General features: G+C 48.8%; 22 protein-coding genes. 5 read left to right on the forward strand and 17 right to left on the reverse strand.

Annotation, left to right across the window (positions count from 1 at the left end; genetic code table 11):
- Positions 1 to 48: 48 nt before the first annotated feature.
- From EIZ48_RS23075 to EIZ48_RS23135, 13 genes are all read right to left on the reverse strand, one after another.
- A complete protein-coding gene (locus EIZ48_RS23075) occupies positions 49 to 1275 on the reverse strand; it encodes a vWA domain-containing protein (RefSeq protein ID WP_160656890.1) in 1227 nt (408 codons plus the stop codon).
- Complete coding sequence (gene tadF / locus EIZ48_RS23080; RefSeq protein WP_160656892.1) at positions 1268 to 1879, reverse strand: tight adherence pilus pseudopilin TadF; 612 nt, start codon at positions 1877 to 1879, stop codon at positions 1268 to 1270. The genes EIZ48_RS23075 and tadF overlap by 8 nt, the downstream gene beginning before the upstream one ends.
- On the reverse strand, positions 1866 to 2303 hold the full coding sequence (locus EIZ48_RS23085; RefSeq protein WP_240153072.1) for a TadE/TadG family type IV pilus assembly protein: 438 nt from the start codon (positions 2301 to 2303) through the stop codon (positions 1866 to 1868). Before EIZ48_RS23085 ends, tadF begins: the two co-directional genes overlap by 14 nt.
- Entirely contained in the window at positions 2303 to 3088 is a 786-nt protein-coding gene (locus tag EIZ48_RS23090) for a tetratricopeptide repeat protein (protein ID WP_205298609.1), read from the reverse strand. The genes EIZ48_RS23085 and EIZ48_RS23090 overlap by 1 nt, the downstream gene beginning before the upstream one ends.
- Positions 3085 to 3951, reverse strand: a complete 867-nt coding sequence (locus tag EIZ48_RS23095; protein ID WP_160656898.1) for a type II secretion system F family protein — start codon at positions 3949 to 3951, stop codon at positions 3085 to 3087. Before EIZ48_RS23095 ends, EIZ48_RS23090 begins: the two co-directional genes overlap by 4 nt.
- On the reverse strand, positions 3951 to 4880 hold the full coding sequence (locus EIZ48_RS23100; RefSeq protein WP_160656901.1) for a type II secretion system F family protein: 930 nt from the start codon (positions 4878 to 4880) through the stop codon (positions 3951 to 3953). The genes EIZ48_RS23095 and EIZ48_RS23100 overlap by 1 nt, the downstream gene beginning before the upstream one ends.
- The gene (locus EIZ48_RS23105; RefSeq protein WP_160656960.1) at positions 4880 to 6190 is read right to left on the reverse strand and encodes a TadA family conjugal transfer-associated ATPase; all 1311 of its coding nucleotides are present in this window, start codon (positions 6188 to 6190) and stop codon (positions 4880 to 4882) included. The genes EIZ48_RS23100 and EIZ48_RS23105 overlap by 1 nt, the downstream gene beginning before the upstream one ends.
- Before the next feature lie 47 nt (positions 6191 to 6237).
- The gene (locus EIZ48_RS23110) at positions 6238 to 7068 is read right to left on the reverse strand and encodes a CpaE/TadZ family protein (protein ID WP_205298610.1); all 831 of its coding nucleotides are present in this window, start codon (positions 7066 to 7068) and stop codon (positions 6238 to 6240) included.
- Between the two features lie 2 nt (positions 7069 to 7070).
- Entirely contained in the window at positions 7071 to 7694 is a 624-nt protein-coding gene (locus EIZ48_RS23115) for a CpaD family pilus assembly lipoprotein (protein ID WP_160656903.1), read from the reverse strand.
- Between the two features lie 8 nt (positions 7695 to 7702).
- Positions 7703 to 9118 carry a type II and III secretion system protein family protein gene (locus tag EIZ48_RS23120; protein WP_160656906.1) on the reverse strand — a complete coding sequence of 472 codons (1416 nt, stop codon included), beginning with the start codon at positions 9116 to 9118 and terminating at the stop codon, positions 7703 to 7705.
- Positions 9111 to 9980, reverse strand: coding sequence for a Flp pilus assembly protein CpaB (cpaB, locus tag EIZ48_RS23125; protein WP_160656909.1), 870 nt, complete (start codon positions 9978 to 9980; stop codon positions 9111 to 9113). The genes EIZ48_RS23120 and cpaB overlap by 8 nt, the downstream gene beginning before the upstream one ends.
- A 47-nt stretch (positions 9981 to 10027) precedes the next feature.
- Positions 10028 to 10213, reverse strand: a complete 186-nt coding sequence (locus tag EIZ48_RS23130) for a Flp family type IVb pilin (protein ID WP_192928706.1) — start codon at positions 10211 to 10213, stop codon at positions 10028 to 10030.
- Between the two features lie 63 nt (positions 10214 to 10276).
- A complete protein-coding gene (locus EIZ48_RS23135; protein WP_160656912.1) occupies positions 10277 to 12949 on the reverse strand; it encodes a phage tail protein in 2673 nt (890 codons plus the stop codon).
- 204 nt (positions 12950 to 13153) lie between these two features.
- Here EIZ48_RS23135 and EIZ48_RS23140 point away from each other — a divergent pair, with 204 nt between their 5' ends.
- Entirely contained in the window at positions 13154 to 15187 is a 2034-nt protein-coding gene (locus EIZ48_RS23140) for a hypothetical protein (RefSeq protein WP_160656916.1), read from the forward strand.
- Positions 15188 to 15418: 231 nt separating this feature from the next.
- Positions 15419 to 15814, forward strand: coding sequence for a hypothetical protein (locus EIZ48_RS23145; RefSeq protein WP_192928705.1), 396 nt, complete (start codon positions 15419 to 15421; stop codon positions 15812 to 15814).
- Here the strand turns inward: EIZ48_RS23145 and EIZ48_RS23150 are convergent.
- The gene (locus tag EIZ48_RS23150; protein ID WP_160656918.1) at positions 15797 to 16231 is read right to left on the reverse strand and encodes a MarR family winged helix-turn-helix transcriptional regulator; all 435 of its coding nucleotides are present in this window, start codon (positions 16229 to 16231) and stop codon (positions 15797 to 15799) included. The two genes, EIZ48_RS23145 and EIZ48_RS23150, sit on opposite strands and share 18 nt — an antisense overlap.
- A 131-nt stretch (positions 16232 to 16362) precedes the next feature.
- On the opposite strand from EIZ48_RS23150, the gene EIZ48_RS23155 reads away from it, so the two are divergent.
- The gene (locus tag EIZ48_RS23155) at positions 16363 to 17127 is read left to right on the forward strand and encodes a siderophore-interacting protein (protein WP_160656921.1); all 765 of its coding nucleotides are present in this window, start codon (positions 16363 to 16365) and stop codon (positions 17125 to 17127) included.
- A gap of 68 nt (positions 17128 to 17195) precedes the next feature.
- Here EIZ48_RS23155 and EIZ48_RS23160 read toward each other — a convergent pair whose 3' ends face one another.
- Entirely contained in the window at positions 17196 to 17387 is a 192-nt protein-coding gene (locus EIZ48_RS23160) for a hypothetical protein (RefSeq protein ID WP_160656923.1), read from the reverse strand.
- Between the two features lie 178 nt (positions 17388 to 17565).
- Here EIZ48_RS23160 and EIZ48_RS23165 point away from each other — a divergent pair, with 178 nt between their 5' ends.
- Complete coding sequence (locus EIZ48_RS23165; protein ID WP_160656926.1) at positions 17566 to 18261, forward strand: DUF502 domain-containing protein; 696 nt, start codon at positions 17566 to 17568, stop codon at positions 18259 to 18261.
- Positions 18262 to 18267: 6 nt separating this feature from the next.
- Here the strand turns inward: EIZ48_RS23165 and EIZ48_RS23170 are convergent, their stop codons facing one another.
- Positions 18268 to 18711 (reverse strand): phosphate-starvation-inducible PsiE family protein, encoded by a 444-nt coding sequence (locus EIZ48_RS23170; RefSeq protein WP_160656929.1) that lies wholly within the window; start codon positions 18709 to 18711, stop codon positions 18268 to 18270.
- 39 nt (positions 18712 to 18750) lie between these two features.
- Complete coding sequence (locus EIZ48_RS23175; RefSeq protein ID WP_160656932.1) at positions 18751 to 19686, reverse strand: universal stress protein; 936 nt, start codon at positions 19684 to 19686, stop codon at positions 18751 to 18753.
- A 149-nt stretch (positions 19687 to 19835) separates the two neighbouring features.
- Here EIZ48_RS23175 and EIZ48_RS23180 point away from each other — a divergent pair, with 149 nt between their 5' ends.
- A complete protein-coding gene (locus tag EIZ48_RS23180) occupies positions 19836 to 20762 on the forward strand; it encodes a LysR family transcriptional regulator (protein WP_160656935.1) in 927 nt (308 codons plus the stop codon).
- Positions 20763 to 21071 lie beyond the last annotated feature (309 nt).

Below are 21071 nucleotides of genomic sequence, written 5' to 3' on the forward strand. Positions count from 1 at the left end.
TTTATATTTACGGCTACCAATACTGACCGTTACTAATTCACTTATGGATCACTTCCCGAGAACAATGCGGGTACTGGTCTCTAGCTGAAGTGCAGAACGAAAATAAGCTTCGAGATCAGCGGTATTGTTCGCGTCATACACAAGATCGCCACGACCAGTACATTTACGGAACTGCTCCAGCCTTGAATCATCGACACCAAAACCGATAAAGCTCATCTCAATCCCAAGATCCTGCCTGATCACATTGCACAGATCTGCCTCAATTAATTCATCAAGATATTCCGGATAACGAGGAGAATCCTTACCATCAGTAAACAACACCAAACGCTGGGCAGGCTTGATAGCATGCAACGCCTCAACCTCCCATTCCTGCTGCCATTTTTCAGTCAAAGTACGTACCCCCCAAATCAACCCCTGATAGGAAGCTGTACTTGAACCACTGGTTTTCAATTCAGCGACATAGCTTTTCAACTGACTCAAATCACCGGTCAGCGGCAAAATGGTGGCTGTTTCACTACACCGATCGAGCCAAGGGCCAGGGGTAACATCTCGCATAGACAGAGTGGCAGCCGGTGAATCTAGGTCATCAACCGTTTTCTCCGGATCCCAGCGTCCAGCTGTATAAGACAACCCATCGACACATTTGGCCTTATTTAATGATCTTGAATACCAAGGCGCATCCTTGACCGTCACACCGGTTTGAAATGGCACAATAGAAAAGCGCACCTGGCTATTTAGCGAGTTAATATCCTCAATCACATCGGTAATAATTTGTTTAAGCTGCGGCAGCTTTTTAACCATCGATCCTGAGATATCAAGAACCAAAGAAAACTCCGTCGGTTGACTCGACACACTTGCCACCAGCCTTGATGTAGAAACACTACTGGCATGAACTTGCTTTCCACTCTCTACAGCAGCTGGCAATACCTCTGGCATCAGAGGTTCAAAGCTATATTGCGTCGACACATGGCAACCGTTTTGTGTATCCATTTGGCTACTCGCCGGAACAGCATCAGGTACAAACACCGGACGGTAGTAGTCTAAATAGTTCCGAGCCATAGTACTTGAGCCTTGCTGCTGATAGGCACAGACAATAGAGGCCGCATCTGAAGCCTGACCTGCACGCACAAGAGCCTGGGTATACATCGAGAAGAGTACCGCCATCGACATCACTGCAAGCAATACGGGCAACAACATCACAAACGTCAACGAGATGGCACCACGCTGCTTAGAAAGCACAGAAAATTCGGCGCATTGACCAAAGCGACTAGTCATACTGCCTCCCGATCAATACTGCTGAACTGTTGTAATAGCGTTCGGCAAAGTCTCGAACGAAGACCGGATAAACACTTCCCGTCAGCGACGGCAGCGATGTCAGGCATACTGACACCTGAAACAAATCCGGACGCAGGCCGTTGTTCAAACCCGAAACCGTGCCAACCGGTGCCAATGAGGTTAATTGAGTTAGCTTCTGTTGAGCCTGACAAGATGCACCGGCACTTTCTGAAAAATACAAAGCACCGGCACTCCCTTGTTTTAACTGCTCCAACTGAATACCGACTTCTACTGAGGACGAGTTCGCGCCAGTCTGAAAGTGTCGTTCGGCAACAACACGCAAAGCATCAGCAATCTGAGGCGTAATGATGCCGCCAGAGCCGGACAGATCAAACTCTAGACGTTCACTGGCTACAACTGATGTCAGTGAGTAGGCAAGCTGGTCCAGCTTGGTTTTCAGGCTCAAACCGTGGCCGATTTTTACCGCAAACACGACCAGCACCATCAAGATGAGTGCAATCACAGGCAACTCAATCACACTGCTGCCACGCTGTTTACCCAAGGAGGCCGTTGAACGAGCGGGCATGGTTTTAACTTCTTTCATGAGCCACCAACATCTTTCGCTCAAACGTCGTCAAACGATCAAAGCCTTCAGCCCAACCGTCGATAAGCAACACCTGATAGGGATAACTCACGCTATACTCGGCAAATGGCTGCCGAGTATAGGTCGATGAGCCCACATTATTTTTCAGCGCCTCCAGCGAATCGTAATACGTCGCTTCAATCTGGAGACGGCTGCTATCTACCATCGGAAAGTCTTGTTTAGCCAAAACGGCCTGCATCGACCTGACGACATTTTCATGATCGTTAACGTGAACAGTCTTGCGAGTTGCTGTCGCCAGGGCGACATCCAGCATATTGCCGGTCATCATGAAACGGCAAGTTTCAATCACCACCAGCACCATGACGAAAAAAGGCAGGAAGGTAACAGCAAACTCTATCGTTATATTTCCCTGCTGACGAGCCATCACAACATCTGCTCCCACTGCTGGTAATAAGCGAGGTTTTTCTCAAGCTCAGCATGAGTCAAGTCCTGCTTGGCAATGGTCTTCGCCGCCTCGATATCCCCTTTCATCGCGAAAGCCAGCGCAAGATTCTGACGCGTCTTGGTGGTACTGTTGCCACGAAGGTAGCTCGGATACAGAATATCGATCCCTTTTTGCGGGTGATCGGCCAGGATCCACCCCAGCGCAAGGTTGTTGCGATACTCAAGGCTTCCCGGCTCAACCGCCAAGGCAGCGATGAATGCCTCACGGGCCTTGCTGTACTCTTGCTGCAGGGCATAACTCACCCCGAGGCTGTTCATGGTTTCGGCACTTTGTGGAAGCTGCTCCGCGGCTGACTCCAAATCAAGCTGCGCCTGACGGATATCGCCCATAGCCAGTTTCGCCCGGCCCAGTTCACGCAAGATATCACCACGAACCTGCTGCTCTGCCGTTTGATCTTGCACTTTCGCCTTGTTCAGGAAGTGCAGCGCCAGTTCAAACTCACCGGTCTGGTTGTAAGCCACTCCAAGCAAATAGAGCAATTCAACATCATCAGGTCGGTTTTCCAGTTGCTGGCGGTAAATCTCAATAGCACTATCGGGACGACCGCCGACCAAAGCCACTTCTGCCAGTTCGCGATCACTTTTCAATCGGGCTGCTTGTTCTTCAGATTGCGCAGAAGATTGACTGGCGCATCCTGTCAGAGCGCCTGTGAGTACCAACATTGCGACAGTGAACAGGCTCAAACGTGTTAGTTGTTGCGTCATAGTGTCCCCAGACTCTCAAGTAGCGCAATAATAGTCGGCGCAACAATCAGCACCACAACCGGCAGCATGATCAGCACCACAACCGGCATCGACATTTTGGCCGGGATTTTTCCGACACGTTCTTCAAGCTTCAGGTATTGATACTGACGGCTGTCAGCGGCAATCAGGCGCATGGTTGATGCAATCGGACTGCCGTACTTTTCTGCCTGTGACAGGGCAATCACGATATTTTCAATTTCGACAATGCCGGTTCTTTGGGTTAAGTTTTCAAGTGCCTCCAGACGCGAGTCCAGTACCCGCAGTTCTGCCTCGGTGATCAGCCATTCGCGCGATAGCTCAGGTGCCACCTGCGACATTTCCTTGCCAACCCGGCCGAAGATCGCTTCCAGCGTCAGCCCTGATTCAACGCAAACCACCATCAGATCCAGCGCATCCGGCACAGCATGGGCGATCCGCTGACTCACTTCATGAGCCCGCCACTTCAACCACTGCTCAACCACCAGACCGCTGGCAATAGCAAACACAAGCCCTTTAGCCAATTGGATACTGCTCAGTTCAAAATCGATGTAGGCTAGCCAGGCCGTCATGCTCGATGCCATGACAGACAGCTTGATAACAACGAACCAACTGGCAGCCTGCGGCGAATGAAAACCCGCTTTGCCAAGGAGTACCTTTACATCACGGCTCACCGAAAACGTTGGCAAACCGGGTAATGAATGGTGCCGGGCCAAACGGAAATGATGAGAGACCAACCCCAGTCGCTCAACCACGCGATCACGACGCTGAGCTCTGGCATTGAATAACAAAGCCATGCAACCACCTGTGACCAACAAGGCCACAGCTATCCATAGAGAGACAGACATCAGGACCTCACCTTGGTTAGCATATGAATAATTCCCAGCCCCAACGCCATGCTGCCGACCACATAGGCCAGCACGAACTGCCCGGCATCGGTATTTGTCAGGTTAAGAAAAGCGGTTGGATTTTTGAAAAACATAATGCTGATCAGCAATACCGGCAGAGAAGCCAAAATCATCGCCGTCATTCTTGGCTCTGCCGTCAGGCTCTTGATTTTCATCTTGATGGCAACATTGTCGTGCAAGGTACGGCTAAGGCCATGAAGTACCTCACGTAGCTGACCACCGTTTTCCTCATTGAGCACCAAAGCCACCACGAAAAAGTGAAAACCAGAATACGGCAGGCGGTAGCTGGCTTCCCGAAGTGCCTGCTTCATGCTGATACCAATTTCGAGCTGATCGCGAATTAACACGAACTCACGACCCAACATGCCCTTCTGGTAGTCAGCAACCTGAGCAATAGCCTGCGGTACCGAAATACCGGCAGCGACGGCACGGGAAATTTGCCCCAGTACCTGAGGAAAGGTTTCTTCAAACTCTTTACGCTGACGGATCCGCATCACCCAGTACAATACCGAGGCCGCAACAACGACAGCCCCAGCGGTACTGACTGCACGAACAACCAGCGGTAAAAAGGTACCGGCAAACCAAACTGCCAGAGCAAGAGTCACCAGGCCAAGCAACAGCCATAGTTTGCCCTTGCGACCAAACAAGGCATCAATTCGGGACTGCACGCGATTCCAGCGAGTCTGAAGCGGGCCAGTACCTTGCTCCCAGTCAAACAGCGGCTTCTTTTCACTGCTAAAAGTTGTGTTCACCGCAACCAACTCAAGACGGCGCTTTACCTGTCGGCGGCTACGCTGCAATTGCAATACCTTGACGCTACTTAGCAAAAAAACAGCAGCAAGAATCAGCATCAGGATCAGGCTCTGCATTACTGCACTCCCATCACACGCTTGAGCTGGGTTTCAAGCTGGTAGTACCGCGCTTTATGGCCAAATCGCGGCAAGGTTTTCGCCGACACAAACTGGCCCAGCAGATTCCCCTGAGCATCCTGGTCTTCATAATTGAAGCGGAACAAGTCATGAGTAAGGTATTGTTCGCCTTCAAGACCAACGATTTCAGCAATATTGACCACGCGACGACGACCATCACGCATTCGCTCGATCTGAATGACCACATCCAGCGTGCTGGCTACCTGACGACGAATAGCCGACAGCGGCAAACGCGCTTCTGCCATCAACAGCATATTTTCGAGACGGATCAGCGCATCTGTCGGCGAATTGGCATGCAAGGTACACATGGAACCTTCATGGCCGGTGTTCATCGCCTGCATCATGTCAAACGCCTCGGCACCACGCACCTCACCCAAAATAATACGATCCGGTCTCATACGCAGGGCATTTCGCAGCAAACTACGCTGATCGATCGCTGCTGTACCTTCTGCATTCGCCGGACGGGTTTCTACTCTCACCACATGCGGCTGCTGTAGTTTCAGTTCGGCGGCATCTTCAATCGTAATAATTCGCTCTTCCGGCGAAATGCCAAACGACATCGCATTGAGCAAGGTTGTTTTACCTGCACCAGTACCTCCCGAAATCAACACATTAACCCGGGTACGGGCAATGATGTCGAGCAAGGTTGCCATCTCCGGCGACATCGCCCCCATCTCGGTGAGCTGATGCAGGCTGCGTTTCTGATCACTGAACTTACGGATAGAAATGCAGGTGCCATCAAGCGCCAAAGGTGGGATCAACACATTCACACGGCTGCCGTCAGACAGGCGGGCATCCACCATCGGATTGGTTTCATCCACACGGCGGCCAACCCGGCTCACGATACGTCGAGCCAGATTCAGCACATGCTCCTCGTCACGGAAGGACACATTGGCCCGCTTCACTTTGCCCTGGGTCTCGATGAAGACTTCATCATGACCGTTCACCATAATATCGGTGACATCAGGATCATCCATCAGACACTGAATAGGCCCCAGCCCCAGCAGTTCATCGACCAGACGCTGTGTGATTTGCTGCTGCTCGTTATCACCAATCGGAAACTGCAGGCGCTTTACAATTTCGCCAACCGCTTCAAACGTACGGGCTTCCAGCTCCTCTCGCGATAACTGAACCACAACGGCTGGCTCGATAGCCGCCATTACTTCCTGCTGGATTGCAGTAAATCGATCATGGTTAAGATCGTAGTTTTGGTGTTTGTCTCCAGCCGATTGCTGCACCACACCGCTCATGTCATCCGGCTGTGCCCGGTGAAGGGGCTTCGTCTTGCGTCCGAACATTATGCCCCCTTAAGCCAGCCGAATAATCCGGAGCGTTTGCCTGCCTGCTCGCCCTGGATCAAGGCAACGAGCTGATTCAAAGCCTTGGCCGCACGGCTTTTCTGCGCAATCGCCAGCTGACCCAGCGTTGTACTGGCAACCATATGATCCGGCGTGTAAGGGATTTCAACATCAGGTTTTCTGCCGACGGCTTTTGCCACATCTTCTGCGGTGATCAAAGATGCTGATTCAGGCTTGGTATGGTTCAGAACAAGCAGCGTTTGTTGCCCGGCCGTATTGTCCAGCTCGGCCAGCAGCAGGTTGGTACGACGAATCGAAGCCAGTGTCGGTTCTACAATGACAACTCGAATATCACTGGAATGAAGAGCACCAAAGCCGACCTGATCCCTTAAGCAAAATGCAGGAATATCCCACACCAAATACGCAGCCTGCTGCTGACAAAATGCTGAGAAATGTTCAAACTCATTCAGCTCAGGCCAAAATGCCTGCTCCAGTTTGGCCTGATAACCGGTAAATGCGGACAGGTTGCCGGTCACCTTCACGCCGCTGCGTTCATACACCACAGGCTCAAGACGCTCAGGGTATTGCAGCATTTCCAACAGGGCATTGTTGGATTTGAACGACAGCTGAAGGTCCAGATCACCTGTGATGAAGTCAAGATCAGCACAGACTACATTCGCATCCGGACGCTTTGCCAGACCCCATGCAATGTTGGCAACCAAAGACGTTGTACCTGCACCACCTTTCGCGCTGGCAACCGCTATTCGCTTGCCACGCTGCGGCTGTTGATGAAAAGTCGATCCAGTATGTGTTGTATTTTGCATGTCCATGATTACTTACCCTGCCCTGCCATCACGCCATCTTTCGGAGATGTCGGACTTGTTTTGTACGTGCCGGAGTTGTAGTAGCTATCAAGCGTCGATACCGCTTTGCGTCCTTCTGTCGCCCCCAGGGATTCACCGACAATCAGGTCACGCGGGTTCGCTACCATTTGCGCCAATGCATTGGCGTTGGCACAGCCGAAGTTCGATGAGTTTTTGAAGCTGTTGCCAATGGTAATTGGCGCTTTTCCTGCCTGACAGCGCTGAGCCACACTGCGATATGTCTCGACAATTAAGGTCAGGTCCGCTTTCGATGCAGGCAACGCCGCATATTGCGCACTGACCTGAGACGGATAGACCGCCTGCTGTTTCAGTTGACCCTTAAGATCCGGTACAACCTTGGCACCACGACGGGTATGGGTATCAATACGTACCCGCATTGCCGACGGATTACCCAGTCGATAGATAAAATCAGCTACCGCTACTTTATCCTTGCTGCTAAGGGTTTTGCCTTGTAGTTGAACCGACATCTTATGAGTCACTACTTCGACTTGTATTTCTGGCTGGCGCTGGATTGGATCACCGGCACACGCACTTATCAGTACGCTGATAAAAAGCATCAAAATTATGCGCATAAATTACCTCAGTAATAGAATCCGTTATCACCCAGCAGACGCGGCTGGCGGTTATCAGAGCGAATAGTTTCACTATCGGTTTCTGAATGAGTTATTGGTTTTTTTACCCCCAGCAGACGCTCGACATCACTCAATGGGATCAGGCCATCGGTCGGTAGCGGCAAGGAATCGGCACGGGTTGGCTGAACCAGATAAGCAGTAGCGATGATGATCAGCTCGGTTTCTTCACGCTGGAACTCGTTGGAACGGAACAGGCTTCCAAGGATTGGAATATCACCAATGAAAGGCGTTTTTTGCAGCTGTTCGATCTCTTTTGACTGCAGAAGGCCGCCCAATGCAAAACTTTGTCCGCTCGCCAGTTCAATGGTTGTTGACGCTCTGCGTGTGACAAACGTCGGGAAAGACGAGCTGCCCAAAGGGCCGCCGATTTGGACATTGGTTTCGGTAGATACCGTACTCACTTCAGGTTCAACCTGCAGGCTGATTCGGTTCGCGCTCAATACCGTCGGTTTGAAATCCAGTCGAACCCCAAACGGCTTGTATTCCACCGTGGCGTTATCGGAATACACCAAAGGCAGAGGCACTTCACCACCCACGAGGAATGACGCTCTCTCACCGCTAAGTGCAGTCAGGTTCGGCTCTGCCAGTACCGACATCATGCCGTTGGTCGCCAATGCATCTACGATGACAGACAGATCCGCCCATGATGCCGGATTTGTACCACCGGCTACCCCGCCGTAGTTATCCAGGAAGGCAAATGTGCCCGCGCCCAGACCAGTGCCTTGCGATCCCCACTTAATACCCAACTTGTTGGAAACCTTGCGAGATACCTCGGCAATGCGAATGCGCAGGTTAACCTGCGTCGGCATTGTCACGACAAGCTGGTTGATTAGCTCGTCTTTCTCCTGAGCGACAGGCTGCTCGCCAGATGCCGAATTTTCAGTACTATTTTGCTGATTTTCGCCACTTTCTGCCGGACTAGTTGTCATTTGCTGAGGTGATACGTAGCCTTCTGCCAGGCGAACAATCTTTTCAGCCATTGTCGGCGTCGGTACCTGACCTTTCAGGAATAGCTTTCCAGCTGTAGATTCGGCGTTCACTAGTGCATCAGGAAACTCTTTGGCAACAAGTTCATTTAGCTCCACCACATTATGGCTAACTTTCACAGTGGCCGAATAAATAACATTTTCGTTGGCATCGAGTACATATAACGACGTCGCTCCGGCCTTTTTACCAAATACCATTATCTTGGTGTTGGTTAATGCCTGGTAGTCAGCCACTTCGTTGCTGGAAATAAAGATTGATTTCGCATTATGTGGCAAGTTAACCAGTCTGGCTTTATCCAGTACCACGTCCAGTACTTTTGCCTGCAGGCTAAAACTCATGCACAGCAGAATAAATCCACCGAGTATTTTATTAATCATCTTGTGTTCCTGCATTATTCATGACACGTTTTTCTTTTGCACGAAACTCCACCAATCCAATATCTGGCTGAACCTGCTTGATGTCGGGAAAAATATCATCAATATTAATTTGCTGAATATCGGCAATATCGGTAACCGGGTTATTTTGGCTACGCAGTACCATTGACAATGTGCCTAACTGGTTCGCCAAAATGACTTTATTCGCCTGTACTGGTGAAACTTCCAGCGTCACTGCACTGTTGTCCGGAATAAAGCCTTTGTATTTTTTCTGCGCTTCGATATAACGCTCGGCCTGAACCGCATCGTTAAACGCCAATACCCTGACATTCTGAGCAATGGTTTTTACATACAAGCTTTGAGTTTCATTGCCGCGAGTACGCAGTTCCTGCTCTTTCGAGGCCAGCAACAAGACATCGACATAATCGCCCGGGCCAACAAGGCCAGAGTTAGCCGTGACCTGATCAACCGGTACTGATACGGCGCGATAGCCAGGCCGCAACATAACTGACAATACGCCACCCAATTCCGGGTTCAGGAAGTCAGATGCACTCAAGATTTGTCCTGCCGGATAATCACCCGCCACGACTGTATCGGTCAGCCTTGCTGTATCGAAGATTGCCTTGTCGATATAGTCGAGACGATGGCTTACCTCGCTTTCATTGACCGTTTTCCATTCAAACAATGAAGCGCTATAGTGGCGACCGGCTTTTACCGGTACCGAGGTCACCAGTACCTCAAGTGTTTTTATCTCTGCTTGTTGCTGCGCAATCACAGCTTTTGGCTGAGATAAGTTAAGATATAACCAAACCAGTCCGGCCAGCGAAATAAATACAGATAAGTAAACTAAACGTTTTGCTTTCATTATTAATTCTATTTATTTTGGAAATACTATTTCCATGCCAAGGAAAATTAACCTTTATTCTGAACAGTCTCGAGTCTGTTAATCACTTCCTCGTAGGTATCGTTAATGGCCTTTGTCAGGTCGCCATCATCACCTAAGAAGTTCAGCATAATTAATGACATTGCAGCAGCTAAAATTGCGTATTCAATCGCAGCAGCACCACGCTGTTTATTTTTGTTATTTCTAATTTTCATTGTAATTTCCATTTTTACGCAAAAAGCAGCCAGCCCCAAAGCTGGCTGCATTGGGTTTAACTATTATTGAGCGACAAATCGATATAAGGTACGAGGCAAGTTACCAAAACAGAACCCGCCACATTCAGGCTTAACTATATCGTTGCTTGGTTCTGCAATTTTTGAAACATCCAGACAATCCTGATAACCCGGTGAAGAAGCACTGGCTTCCGACGATACGTAACAAGCTTTCTGCGGGTTACTCCAATCAGTATTATCGACAGTCACAGCCATGTAGCTAAAGACATTGGTATCATAGATTTTTTGTTTGGCATTCTCTGGGTTTTCAGCAAACAGACCATTCAACTCTGCCATAGTGGGGTTTCGCCAAGTATCCAAACCACACACGGTTCCAAATGCCCCCAGTGCCGTATTGATCTCAGGTACGGTCTTCAGGCGAACATCACTATTGGTTGAGTCAAATAGCTGCCATACCTTGCCGTCTTTCGCTCTTGCACAAACCGCTTCAGCACGATTTTGAGTCACGGCACCCGCAGCGGTCAGCAACGTATAATCTGAAGCTGGTGCACTTTGGGTATACGCCTGATCATTGGCTAGGGCATCACCGGCAACACGGCCTGTTACAGCATCCGCACCAACACGAACCTGAATGCTGCCTACTTCATACGCCTTGTCTGCTAGTTGATAAGGGTTGTTATTAAGACCAACAGCTTTCCAGTCAGCAGTTTCAACCTTGATTTCATAACTTGTTAGCTGAGGGTAGTCTGCAACCAGCGTCCAGCCAAACGTGTTGTTGGTATCATCGATAACCGGCGCCGTCGGCGCGTCTGGCTTGGAGGTAAAGTATGCATCCGAACAAGCTGCAATACCGGCAGCATTGCTATTTTTCACATCGGCTTTAACACGCAGACATACGTCACCTTTGGCAATGTTCAGATCGCCAACCGATGCTGGTTTGGTACCTGCAGGGTTCCAGTCCCCCGCGCTGGCACTGTTCCCATTCAGTGAAATTTCATAAGCCGACGCATCGGCGTAATCGGTAACGATATCCCAATCAATGGTGTTGGCAGCGTCATCAATACGTAGGTTAGTCGGTGCTGCTGGCTTGCCGGTTTGTGCCGTGAATACCTGAGCTACCTGAGCAGATTCACCAGCAGGCATACCGTTGGTCGAGTTTGCAGCAACACGAAGCTGTACCCAACCGGTATCAATGTCGACGTTACCGACCGATAACGGTTTCTCCGTAACGGTATTCCACGTTTTACCGTTATCAAGGCTTACTTCATACAGACCAAACTGAGTAAAACCAGTGACATAGTCCCAATCGACAGAATCTGTTTCATCACTTACCGATGTAATGGTTGGTTTTACCGGCTGAGCAGGGGTGGTCGTAAACGGTGTGGTCGATGCAACTTCACGGCCAGCAGGTTTTGGCTCTGCGCCCGAGTCATCAGCAGCGACACGGACTTTAAGATCGCCGGCGGCAATCGCAACATCACCAACAGTGATTGGCTTTTGTGTCGCAGCCTGCCAGGTCTTACCACCATCAATGGAGTATTCGTAGCTACTAACCTCGTCGTAGCCCACGACCAGATCCCAGTTAAACTGGTCCGTTGCATCATTGACGGTGACAGAAGCTGGAGCTGCAGGGAGCTGTGATTCAGTCAACGGCTGGGTATTTTTAACCACCTTGCCCGCTTTCATATTCTTGGCCAGGTTGGCACTGACGCGAACCTGAATATCACCCGCCGCATAGGCGTTAAGACCAAGATAAATAGGCTTGGCCGTCACTGGCTGCCAAGTTTTGCCTGCATCAGTAGAGTACTCATACTGCGCCACAGACATCAGCATCCCGACCCAATGCCAGTCGAAAGTACGTGCAGCGACGTTTAGCTGACCTTGCTTAGGTGCCTGAGGCTGAACCTGAACAGTATTACCCGCAGCCTCATCACGTGACACTGTCACATCCGAAATGAAATCTTTGACCGTTTCCTGAACATGTACAGGTGTATTATTTACTGTACCGACCAACTTGTCGGTTTCAGTTTTCAGTGCCGGTAAATCAATCAAGGTCAATTTAACGCGAGAGCCAGAACGTGCATCATTTTGTGCCACACCATCAGAAGCCGCGGCCTTCTCAGCTTCCTGCATCAAAGAAGTTAATCCCTGGGCCAAAGCGTGAAGCTGTTTGTCCTGCGCATGTGTACCTGCCAGAAAATCTGAAGTCAGTCGCTGACTGTCGATACCGAGGCTTGTTGCCAGCATGTCTCTTGCTGCTTTGAAATCAATACCTTGCTGGTTAGCCACCACCGCTGTCAGAGTCGTCAGCGGACTTACAACCGCTGGCAGAGTTGCCGGTGCGCTCAGTGCAAAACCTTCCTGAACCGGGGATTGCGGAAAATCCATATCGACCGTTTTATTGGCAATGGCTTCAACCAATATATTGTACTGGGACAGGTCAGCATCCGTACGGGCAAGAGAATAGGCACCCTGGCTGTCGGTCCATACCGCTTCACCGTCACTCTCATCACATATCAGGTTATGGTTGAGATCCAAACACACTTTGGCATTTTTCAGATAACCATCTAACGCAACACCTGAAATGGCTGATGACGCGGCTGAGTTGCCCGGCTTAGAATCAAGCTTAGAATCCGAGCCTGAGCCGTTACAACCAATTAATAATGAGCTTGCGATCACTGTGAGCGCAAACGATGTTTTTTTCCCTTCTAGCACCATACCACTAACCTTCCTAAAACCGTTTAAAACCATTCATATGTGAAATTGATAGAAGCAATTTTTTGACGCATGCTAATGGAAATGATACTGATTATCAATTATATTCGAGTCTTTGCTTTAAAAAATATCTACAAATCACTCAAAAAGGCTGACAAATCGGTCAGTTTTGGCACATGACATTTCTATCGGTTAAGTATTATTTTTATGAATGGAAATTTTAAGCTTTCAAGAATTGCGACATTTTTAGCTGGTTGCAGCTTTCTTGTCGGTTGCGGCAGTGACGGCGCATCAAGCACACCAAGTGTAGAATCTTATGCCTACAGCAAACTCTCTGTTTGCATTGATGCCGACCTTGACGGAATCTGTGGCGAGCTAGAACAAAAAGTAACGAAATATTCCCGATCTGCTGATAACAACCAGGCACCTTATTTGATCAGCGAGGCGGGTTATTTTCTTACGGCCCCGGCATCAGCAACCGTTGTTACCCCGTTTACCACCCTGATTCAAAATGAAGTGCTGTATAATCCGCTCGTTGCCGGTGACACTAAGCTTGCTCAGCAACAATTACAGGCCATCTTCGGCGAAAAGTACGGAATTGACTTCAATCAGCTGGCTTCTATGCATGGTCCGAAGGCGGAAACAGAAATGCTGCTGGCTTCCTTCAGACATGCCCTTTCGCTTCAGGGAAGCTCGAGCTATCTCAAGATTTCTGCTGCCGTCGATAAAATGATCAGTGAAAAGAGCTTTGATATCACCCAATCATTAACACAATCTGATTTAGACTCCAGCCATGTCAATCTCAGTAACCGATATCTACTCTCGGGCACTTACCCGCTTGACGCATTGTTTATGCCGACCTCCGTTACCCTGAACGAAGGTACAGGCATGCTCCTGGCTCTGCTCAGTGACGGGAAAATGTTACAGGTAAATACAGCGTCTGGTAGCTATTCTTCATTTTCGCCGTCAGTCACTACACAACCGGAACAAAAGTCTGCCAATTTTGCTGGTTACGATAGTCACCATCACGATGACGACGATGATGATGACCATCACGGTGGTGGCGGGATCGTTCTTCCTCCTCAGAAACCTTCGATCCTAACCCATGCCACCCAGGGTAGGGACAACCGAGAGGCTTACCTGCTCTATCAGCCAAGCATTGTCGGTGATAGTTCAATCAGCAATACTTGTAATACCACAGGCACCAATGGCATATTCCTATCTGAAATCGGGAAGAACAGTCAAACCACAAAACTGACAGCTTCAATAAAAATTGATGCATACGGCGGCGCTTCCGGTGTTACTCCTCCGCCAATCATTCCACCAGTCATCGATAATTCGACCTCTCCGGTCTCAACGGCGGAATGTCGAAACAATCATATCAACGGGTTTACACCGCTCTTTAAAAACAACCTGATTGCCGCCGTATTTACCAATGGTTCCAGCTATAACTCTGAACTTCAGTTGCTATCGAGCACGGAACTCAAACAACTCGGAAAACGTTATCCCCTAGCTACGACTCAACCCCTGGTCGTGGCCAACAAGAGCCAGTCACAATTAGTTGTTGTAGAAACAAACAGTTCTCAGGCAGTGATTCTTGATAGCAGAACGCTATCCCCTAGGGCCAACATCAACAAGAGCAATATTCAGGCTGTAGTGTTTACCAATAACGACAGCGAGTTAGTTGTCAGTGACGGTAGCAAAACACTAAGCTGGTTCAGTGTGAATAACCCGGGCAGCCCGGCTGCCACACTGGTGATGAACGAGGATGTCGTTAGGCTGGCATCTGATCCTAGCGGGCAGTTTAGTGCTGTACAGACCAGCAACCATATACACCTAATCAATAACCAGACAAGAAGCATTGTTAAGTCAGAGCCTTATGCGAAGAGTATGGTCTATGGCATGAGTATGCTAAGCGACAAGATTGTCATCTCGCGCTCTAAATCTATTGATTATATCCAGTTTGGTAACCTGATCGGTTCGCCAATAAAAATTGGCTATCAACTGGTCAACCGAGAACTGGTCAATAAATGGGCAACGGCTTCCACTAACTCATTCAGCTCAACGACACTCGGCTACGTGCTACAGTCCGTGGGCGAAAGCGCTGATATCAGTCAGGAATTTAACAATATAGACCTGGAATGGTTACCAGCCAATGCCACAACTGCCGATGATGTTAAAGCTGTGATGATTTCAGGTTATTACCGAAATGAGCGGGTAAGTTTATACAAAAACCTCTAATCTGGTAGCCAAATTACGCAAACCTAACGCTCAGCATACGCTGTCTCCCATTACGTATACTGGGCGTTATTTCCTTTGTAACTTATCTAACCACACACCGTAAATTGCAAACTAAGCGCAACCATTTGGTTAAATAATGGTTACCAAACAGATAAAAATCCGAGCTAACTCACTGACATTATTAATTACAGCAGCTATAGTCCGCTGTAAATTTCATTAAGCTTGCCAATAATGCGCTTCTCTGCCTTCAATAAAACCATGTTGCTTGTCAGTGCCCTGGGCTGGGTGCTGGTGACTATGATGCCTGTCATCAATGCGCATGGGGCAAATGCAGGCGTATGGGCAACACTATGTACCGTCAACGGTTTCGAGCGAGTACTGATCGAGGAAGGCAAACCGGACACACCTGCAGGAAAACCCTGTCCGTTCAGTCACTTTTCAACCTTCCATCACGACCGGCTTCCAACTGCACCTCTCTTTGAAATATTGAGCTATGTTATTTCAGACAGTTACACTTATTTGGCTCTAAGTGTACGATTTGAAAGACAAGTTCCCCGTGCCCCACCGGAAAGCCAAATACAACAAGTTGACCTTATTGTACCGTTACTACTAATCCGTATTTCTTAAGTTGTTTGCCATAACCGCAGCAACACGCTGAAAAGTCTCCACCTCTTCATCTGTCAGACCTGCCCGCATTTGCCGGTCAATCTCCGTTTCAGCCACTTTAATCTGTTCCATCAGGCTTTTTCCTTGCAAAGAAAGTACGAGCAACTGGCTACGCTTATCTTCCGGATTTGGATGCTTGCTGATCAGCTCCGAGGCAATCATCTCTTTCACCAACCGGGCAATTTGGGCTTTATCTCGCCCCATCCGAGTCACGATAGTATTCGCCGTACATTGTGGTGAGTCCTGAATAATGTGCAGGCAACGAACAATCATCCCATTCAAGCCTAACTCATTAGCGTTAATGGCTTTCTTTATTGCCCCACGGTAACTCCGTGTCAGCGAAAATATCGTTTCAGGCACGTTTTTGCTTGTCGTCATTCTAGTCTCTCGCACAATATAGTTGACAATATCAACCAAACAATTATAGTTGATTTTATCAACCAATGTAACGATGGGCAACCATCGACGATGCAAACAGCGCTCAACTTCACATCAACAAGGACTACTGAATGAAACCAACAGTACGATTAACTCAAGTCGCTGACACCATTGAATTAAGCCCCCACTTAAAGCGGATTGTCTTATCCGGCGAAGGATTGCTCGGCTTTCCAACCGGCAAAGAAGGGGCGCATGTCAAAGTGATACTGCCGAGTAAAGGGCAAGAAATACCAAACTTAGATATTCGCGGGAGTAATCGCCCTGTAATGCGCTCCTACACAATCAGGGAATACAACCAAGACACTAATTGTCTGTCACTGGACTTTGTGATCAATCGCCATCACGGGCCTGCAACGGACTGGGCCGCCAGCACCAAGAAAGGAGACTACGTCGGTATCGCTGGGCCGGGGCCAATGAAATTAACCAATTTTAATGCTGAGAGTTACCTTTTGGTTGGTGATTTGACATCGGTAAACGCCATCAATGGCTATGCACTGGCAATTTCTCCCCAATCAACTGTCCATGCTGTTATATCTGTTCCAACCAAGGAAGACATCATCCCTCTTGATGTTGGCGCCAATGTGTCCGTACACTGGGTCATCGACAAAGAAGATGAAGCAAATAGCTTGTCTGAAGCTATTATGGCGATTGCTGATAAGTTACCAGCGAACACTGTAGTCTTTCTCGGCCTGGAAGCGCGAAATATCCGCGCACTAAAAGGACTGTTACAGGAAAAAGTCGGCATTCACCGCCAGAATATTACTGTCACTGGGTATTGGAAAAAAGGTGTCGATGCCGACCGGTTTGGCGCCCAAAAGAAGGCGAGCCCCCTTTAACAAAGCAAGCGGTGAGAAAACATGGTACCTGTCCCCGCCCCTCAAAACGCTCATTTGTGCTGGCGGACTTAGGTCTCTTCCTGTTTGCCGAGCCCAACCATTGGTTCGCCGTCATCGGAATAGCTCAGTTCACTCGGTATGGTTTCTCCCTGAAACTCGACATGCGTATAACCACCCTGAGCGAACTTGAGGGCGGCCTGCGGCGTCAGCCAGTCCCCGTAACCACAAACATCGGCCCAACCAATCTTCATTACTTTCATGTTATTACCTGCAACTTATATTTATACCTGCATAATCACACCCGCTACAGTCCCTCTATGTATACTCCTTCAAGGAAGCCTATGCTTTATATAGACATAGGAGCTCGATGTAGACATAGTAACTTAATGTAGACATAACAGCTTGGGTGTCTTTACACGCTTGCATGGGAGCATAATCATGTTTGGCTTTATCAGCAAAAATATCATTACCGGGCTGGTAACAATATTGCCTGTGGTACTCACGCTCTACCTGCTCTACTGGTTTGCCGTTTCTATAGAGTCAGTACTAGGAAGCCTCATCCAAGCGATTATACCGACAGAATGGTACTGGCCCGGTATGGGACTTGCGGCCGGGCTGCTGGTGTTTTTTATCGCCGGACTGATGATGAATGCCTATGTGGTACAGCGGTTGTTTGCCAAGAGTGAACAGGTTTTCTATCACATGCCTTTGGTTCGCAGCGTCTATCCGACGATTCGAGATTTCTTTGACTATTTTTCCCCAGCAACGCGAAAAGAGTTCGAACAGGTCGTTGCCGTCACCTTGGGTGAAACCGGCATGCAGGTGATCGGCTTTGTTACCCAGCCCTTATCTGAACGAATGCCCGAGTCTTTGCGCGAGGAAGACAGTGTTCTTGTCTACCTGCCGCTGAGCTATATGATCGGTGGCTATGCCGTACTGATCCCCCGCAGTGCAATCCGTCCTCTTGATATGACTATCGAAGAGGCAATGCGTTTTACGCTGACTGCCGGAATGACAGGTTCGGGCTTTGATCACAGCCCTGCCTCCAAACCCAGCCCCGAAGCTAGACCCGAATCTGGAAAGCATGCCGATAGCCCCTCTGACACACCTGCCCAGCAATCGCAGAAGGAGTAACACGTTTTATTCTTCAATATGACTTTTTCGTGGCAGTTGATGGATAAGCCAATAGCCAATGCTCATTGCTAACACAACACAACCAATCGCAAATACGTACATGACATCAATTTGCTCAAGGTCGATGATGATAACTTTCCTGGAGATAGCCATGAGCGCCGTCGCCATCACAATTTTCACATGAATAACGTTATCACGAAGATAGATCGTAATATTGATGAAAATCTCGATGGCAATCAGCACCGCCATGAAAGCCCCGAATGTTGCGAGCATGTCGTTGATGGTCAAGATATATATGGGAGGCGTTATGATCCGCTGATAGAGCGTCCACCCGACATCCAGAACTCCCATCACAATCACAAACACCATTAAGATGGACAAGGTTCTCACAGACCAATGGATGACAACTTCCAGTTTCTTAGAAAGTGTATCTTCATTGTCAATTTGCATAGCTCACCTCCGCTCCATATGACCCACTGGGATAGAGCACTAAGCAAGAATTGGTGAGCGGAACCCCTTCGGCTTCAAGGTGATCACTGAACACTGCAGCTCATCAAGCATGGATTCAGCTGTATTTCCCATCAAAAAACCTGCTATCCCGGTTCGGGAGAGCGTTCCCATAATCACCAAATCGATTTCTTCCTTCCTGACAAAATCCGGTAGCGCCTTCCTCGCATCTCCCTCTAACAAGCGAGAATGAACTGGGGTCGTCAGTTGCTCGTAGGGAAGCAGAAGGTTTCGCAATCGAGCCGACCGCTCGCTGCGCAGTTCCTTGGCAATTAGGGCAATATCCAAATCGGTACAGTGATTCCACTTTCGCAAATACCCCTCTGTCTCTAACCGCCAGGCATGGCAAGGGTACAAGCTGGCCTCATTCACAGAGGCAAATTCATGAGCCAGTGCCAAAATTGTTTCATTCAAGCCCTCTGAGTCTTCTCCGGTGACATCAACCGATGCGACGACACGTTGGATCTTCGACTGATTGTGGTGGATAGCCCAGATGGGCGTCGGCGATTTGCGCATCAAATGCCGCGTCGTGCTTCCCCACTGACAGGCCGATTGTTTATGCTGCCGATGGGTATCGATGATAATCAAATCTGCTTTGCCCTCCGCCGCCGATTTGATGATCTCGATGAACGGAATGCCCATTCTTATCTGGGTACCGAATGTGATATGGGGATATTGTTGCCGCAGTACCGCAACATGTTCTTTCAACTGCTGATGATAAGTGGCTGTCGCCTTATCAAGTAGATCCAAGGTAGTGAAAGAGTGTTTGGTCAGCTCCTGAATTTCTTCAAGATCCTCGACAACAGTCAATAATGTCACTACCGCTTTTTGCTGATCGGCAAACGCCAACGCCTGATGAAAAGCAGGGCCCAATACCTGCTCGGGGGACACCGGAACCAGTAAACGTCGATAAGTCATAACGCCTCCGCAATACCTGATTGGTCATAATATTTATTCAACCTCTGTGCAGATCTACAGTGACGTATTCAACGCTTAAATAATAATTAATCTTTGACATGCCACACATAGACTAATGTCTATATATAGATTAATTAAATGGAGCTCATATGGCGCAACACCTGCGGCGACGGTTAAATACCATCCGGCCCTTGCACGTATTCCAGACCGTGTACGAAGTCGGCTCCATTACTAAAGCCGCCGACATGCTTAACCTGACCCAACCTACTATCTCTATTCAGCTACGTAAACTCACTGAAGCTCTCGGCACGCCCCTGTACAAGCAAGTAGGCCGAAAGCTTGTATTTACAGAAGCTGCTGAAATTGTTGCGGCACATAGTGTCGAGTTATTTGAAACTCTCGATAGGCTGGAAATATCACTGGCTGATCTCAATGAACTAAAGGCAGGTACACTGCGTATTGCCGTTGTCACCTCAGCCAAGTATTTTATTCCCCATCTACTCGGCTCGTTCTGCCAGCAATATCCTCTGGTGGATATCGAGCTAACTGTCGGTAACCGGGCAAAAATTATTCAGCGCTATGCACAGGATCTGGATGATATTTATTTGTTTAGCCACCTGAGTGACGAGATGACGAAAAATGCGATCAGCTTTCTCGTCAACCCGTTAGTCGCCATTGCCCACGCTCAACATCCGCTTGCACAAAAAGAGAGTATTCTTCCGGAAGAGCTATGCCATTACCCCTACATCTCCCGAGAATATGGGTCCGGAACCCGCTACGCCATAGAGCACTTTTTCGAGGGCAGAGGCTTAAAGCTCTCCCCGCAAATGACGATAGAAAGCAACGAGGCCATCAAGCATTGTGTGATTGCTGATCTGGGCGTCTCCATTCTGTCTGAATACGCAATCAGGTATGAGCCGACACCTCACCTTGTCTCCCTACCTGTCGAAGGATTTCCCATTCTTACCTCCTGGCACCTTGTTCGCTCGGCACACCGGATACAGACAGTATTGAGCGAAGCGTTCGTCGAATTCATCCAAGAGAACGGCAAGAACGTAATGAACCAGTCGTTATAATCAACATGTCTTTAGTTAACCCTCAGATGTTTCATCAGTTTTCATATTCCCGTGAAGACAATCACAGGCTATCGTGCCAATTGACGCTAAAATATACCCAAGTTACCTCAAGATGCTCGTTTCAGCGAGAATTACTTGGCTTGTAGGCTAGGCACCGATTTGAAAATCTAGTGGCTCTAAATTAATAATCGGTAACAACGCATAGAAGCCAAGTAAACTCGCCCTTTGGGAGTGAGCCAGCGCGCCCATTTCTGTGTCAAATAACGTTGAAAGGGAATACCATTCCTACCGTCATTTTCCTTGAACTGA

Source organism: Photobacterium alginatilyticum (assembly GCF_009910675.1).
GTDB lineage: Bacteria > Pseudomonadota > Gammaproteobacteria > Enterobacterales > Vibrionaceae > Photobacterium > Photobacterium alginatilyticum.

Excerpts from the sequence above, each read along its gene's own strand:
- EIZ48_RS23105 (WP_160656960.1), bottom strand. The coding sequence starts at position 6,190 with ATGAGCGGTGTGGTGCAGCAATCGGCTGGAGACAAACACCAAAACTAC.
- tadF (WP_160656892.1), bottom strand. The coding sequence starts at position 1,879 with ATGAAAGAAGTTAAAACCATGCCCGCTCGTTCAACGGCCTCCTTGGGT.
- EIZ48_RS23175 (WP_160656932.1), bottom strand. The coding sequence starts at position 19,686 with ATGACTTATCGACGTTTACTGGTTCCGGTGTCCCCCGAGCAGGTATTG.
- EIZ48_RS23140 (WP_160656916.1), top strand. The coding sequence starts at position 13,154 with ATGAATGGAAATTTTAAGCTTTCAAGAATTGCGACATTTTTAGCTGGT.
- EIZ48_RS23180 (WP_160656935.1), top strand. The coding sequence starts at position 19,836 with ATGGCGCAACACCTGCGGCGACGGTTAAATACCATCCGGCCCTTGCAC.
- EIZ48_RS23100 (WP_160656901.1), bottom strand. The coding sequence starts at position 4,880 with ATGCAGAGCCTGATCCTGATGCTGATTCTTGCTGCTGTTTTTTTGCTA.
- EIZ48_RS23075 (WP_160656890.1), bottom strand. The coding sequence starts at position 1,275 with ATGACTAGTCGCTTTGGTCAATGCGCCGAATTTTCTGTGCTTTCTAAG.
- EIZ48_RS23155 (WP_160656921.1), top strand. The coding sequence starts at position 16,363 with ATGAAACCAACAGTACGATTAACTCAAGTCGCTGACACCATTGAATTA.
- EIZ48_RS23090 (WP_205298609.1), bottom strand. The coding sequence starts at position 3,088 with ATGACGCAACAACTAACACGTTTGAGCCTGTTCACTGTCGCAATGTTG.
- cpaB (WP_160656909.1), bottom strand. The coding sequence starts at position 9,980 with ATGAAAGCAAAACGTTTAGTTTACTTATCTGTATTTATTTCGCTGGCC.
- EIZ48_RS23170 (WP_160656929.1), bottom strand. The coding sequence starts at position 18,711 with ATGCAAATTGACAATGAAGATACACTTTCTAAGAAACTGGAAGTTGTC.
- EIZ48_RS23160 (WP_160656923.1), bottom strand. The coding sequence starts at position 17,387 with ATGAAAGTAATGAAGATTGGTTGGGCCGATGTTTGTGGTTACGGGGAC.
- EIZ48_RS23120 (WP_160656906.1), bottom strand. The coding sequence starts at position 9,118 with ATGATTAATAAAATACTCGGTGGATTTATTCTGCTGTGCATGAGTTTT.
- EIZ48_RS23145 (WP_192928705.1), top strand. The coding sequence starts at position 15,419 with ATGCGCTTCTCTGCCTTCAATAAAACCATGTTGCTTGTCAGTGCCCTG.
- EIZ48_RS23095 (WP_160656898.1), bottom strand. The coding sequence starts at position 3,951 with ATGTCTGTCTCTCTATGGATAGCTGTGGCCTTGTTGGTCACAGGTGGT.
- EIZ48_RS23150 (WP_160656918.1), bottom strand. The coding sequence starts at position 16,231 with ATGACGACAAGCAAAAACGTGCCTGAAACGATATTTTCGCTGACACGG.
- EIZ48_RS23085 (WP_240153072.1), bottom strand. The coding sequence starts at position 2,303 with ATGGCTCGTCAGCAGGGAAATATAACGATAGAGTTTGCTGTTACCTTC.
- EIZ48_RS23110 (WP_205298610.1), bottom strand. The coding sequence starts at position 7,068 with ATGGACATGCAAAATACAACACATACTGGATCGACTTTTCATCAACAG.
- EIZ48_RS23165 (WP_160656926.1), top strand. The coding sequence starts at position 17,566 with ATGTTTGGCTTTATCAGCAAAAATATCATTACCGGGCTGGTAACAATA.
- EIZ48_RS23130 (WP_192928706.1), bottom strand. The coding sequence starts at position 10,213 with ATGAAAATTAGAAATAACAAAAATAAACAGCGTGGTGCTGCTGCGATT.
- EIZ48_RS23115 (WP_160656903.1), bottom strand. The coding sequence starts at position 7,694 with ATGCGCATAATTTTGATGCTTTTTATCAGCGTACTGATAAGTGCGTGT.
- EIZ48_RS23135 (WP_160656912.1), bottom strand. The coding sequence starts at position 12,949 with ATGGTGCTAGAAGGGAAAAAAACATCGTTTGCGCTCACAGTGATCGCA.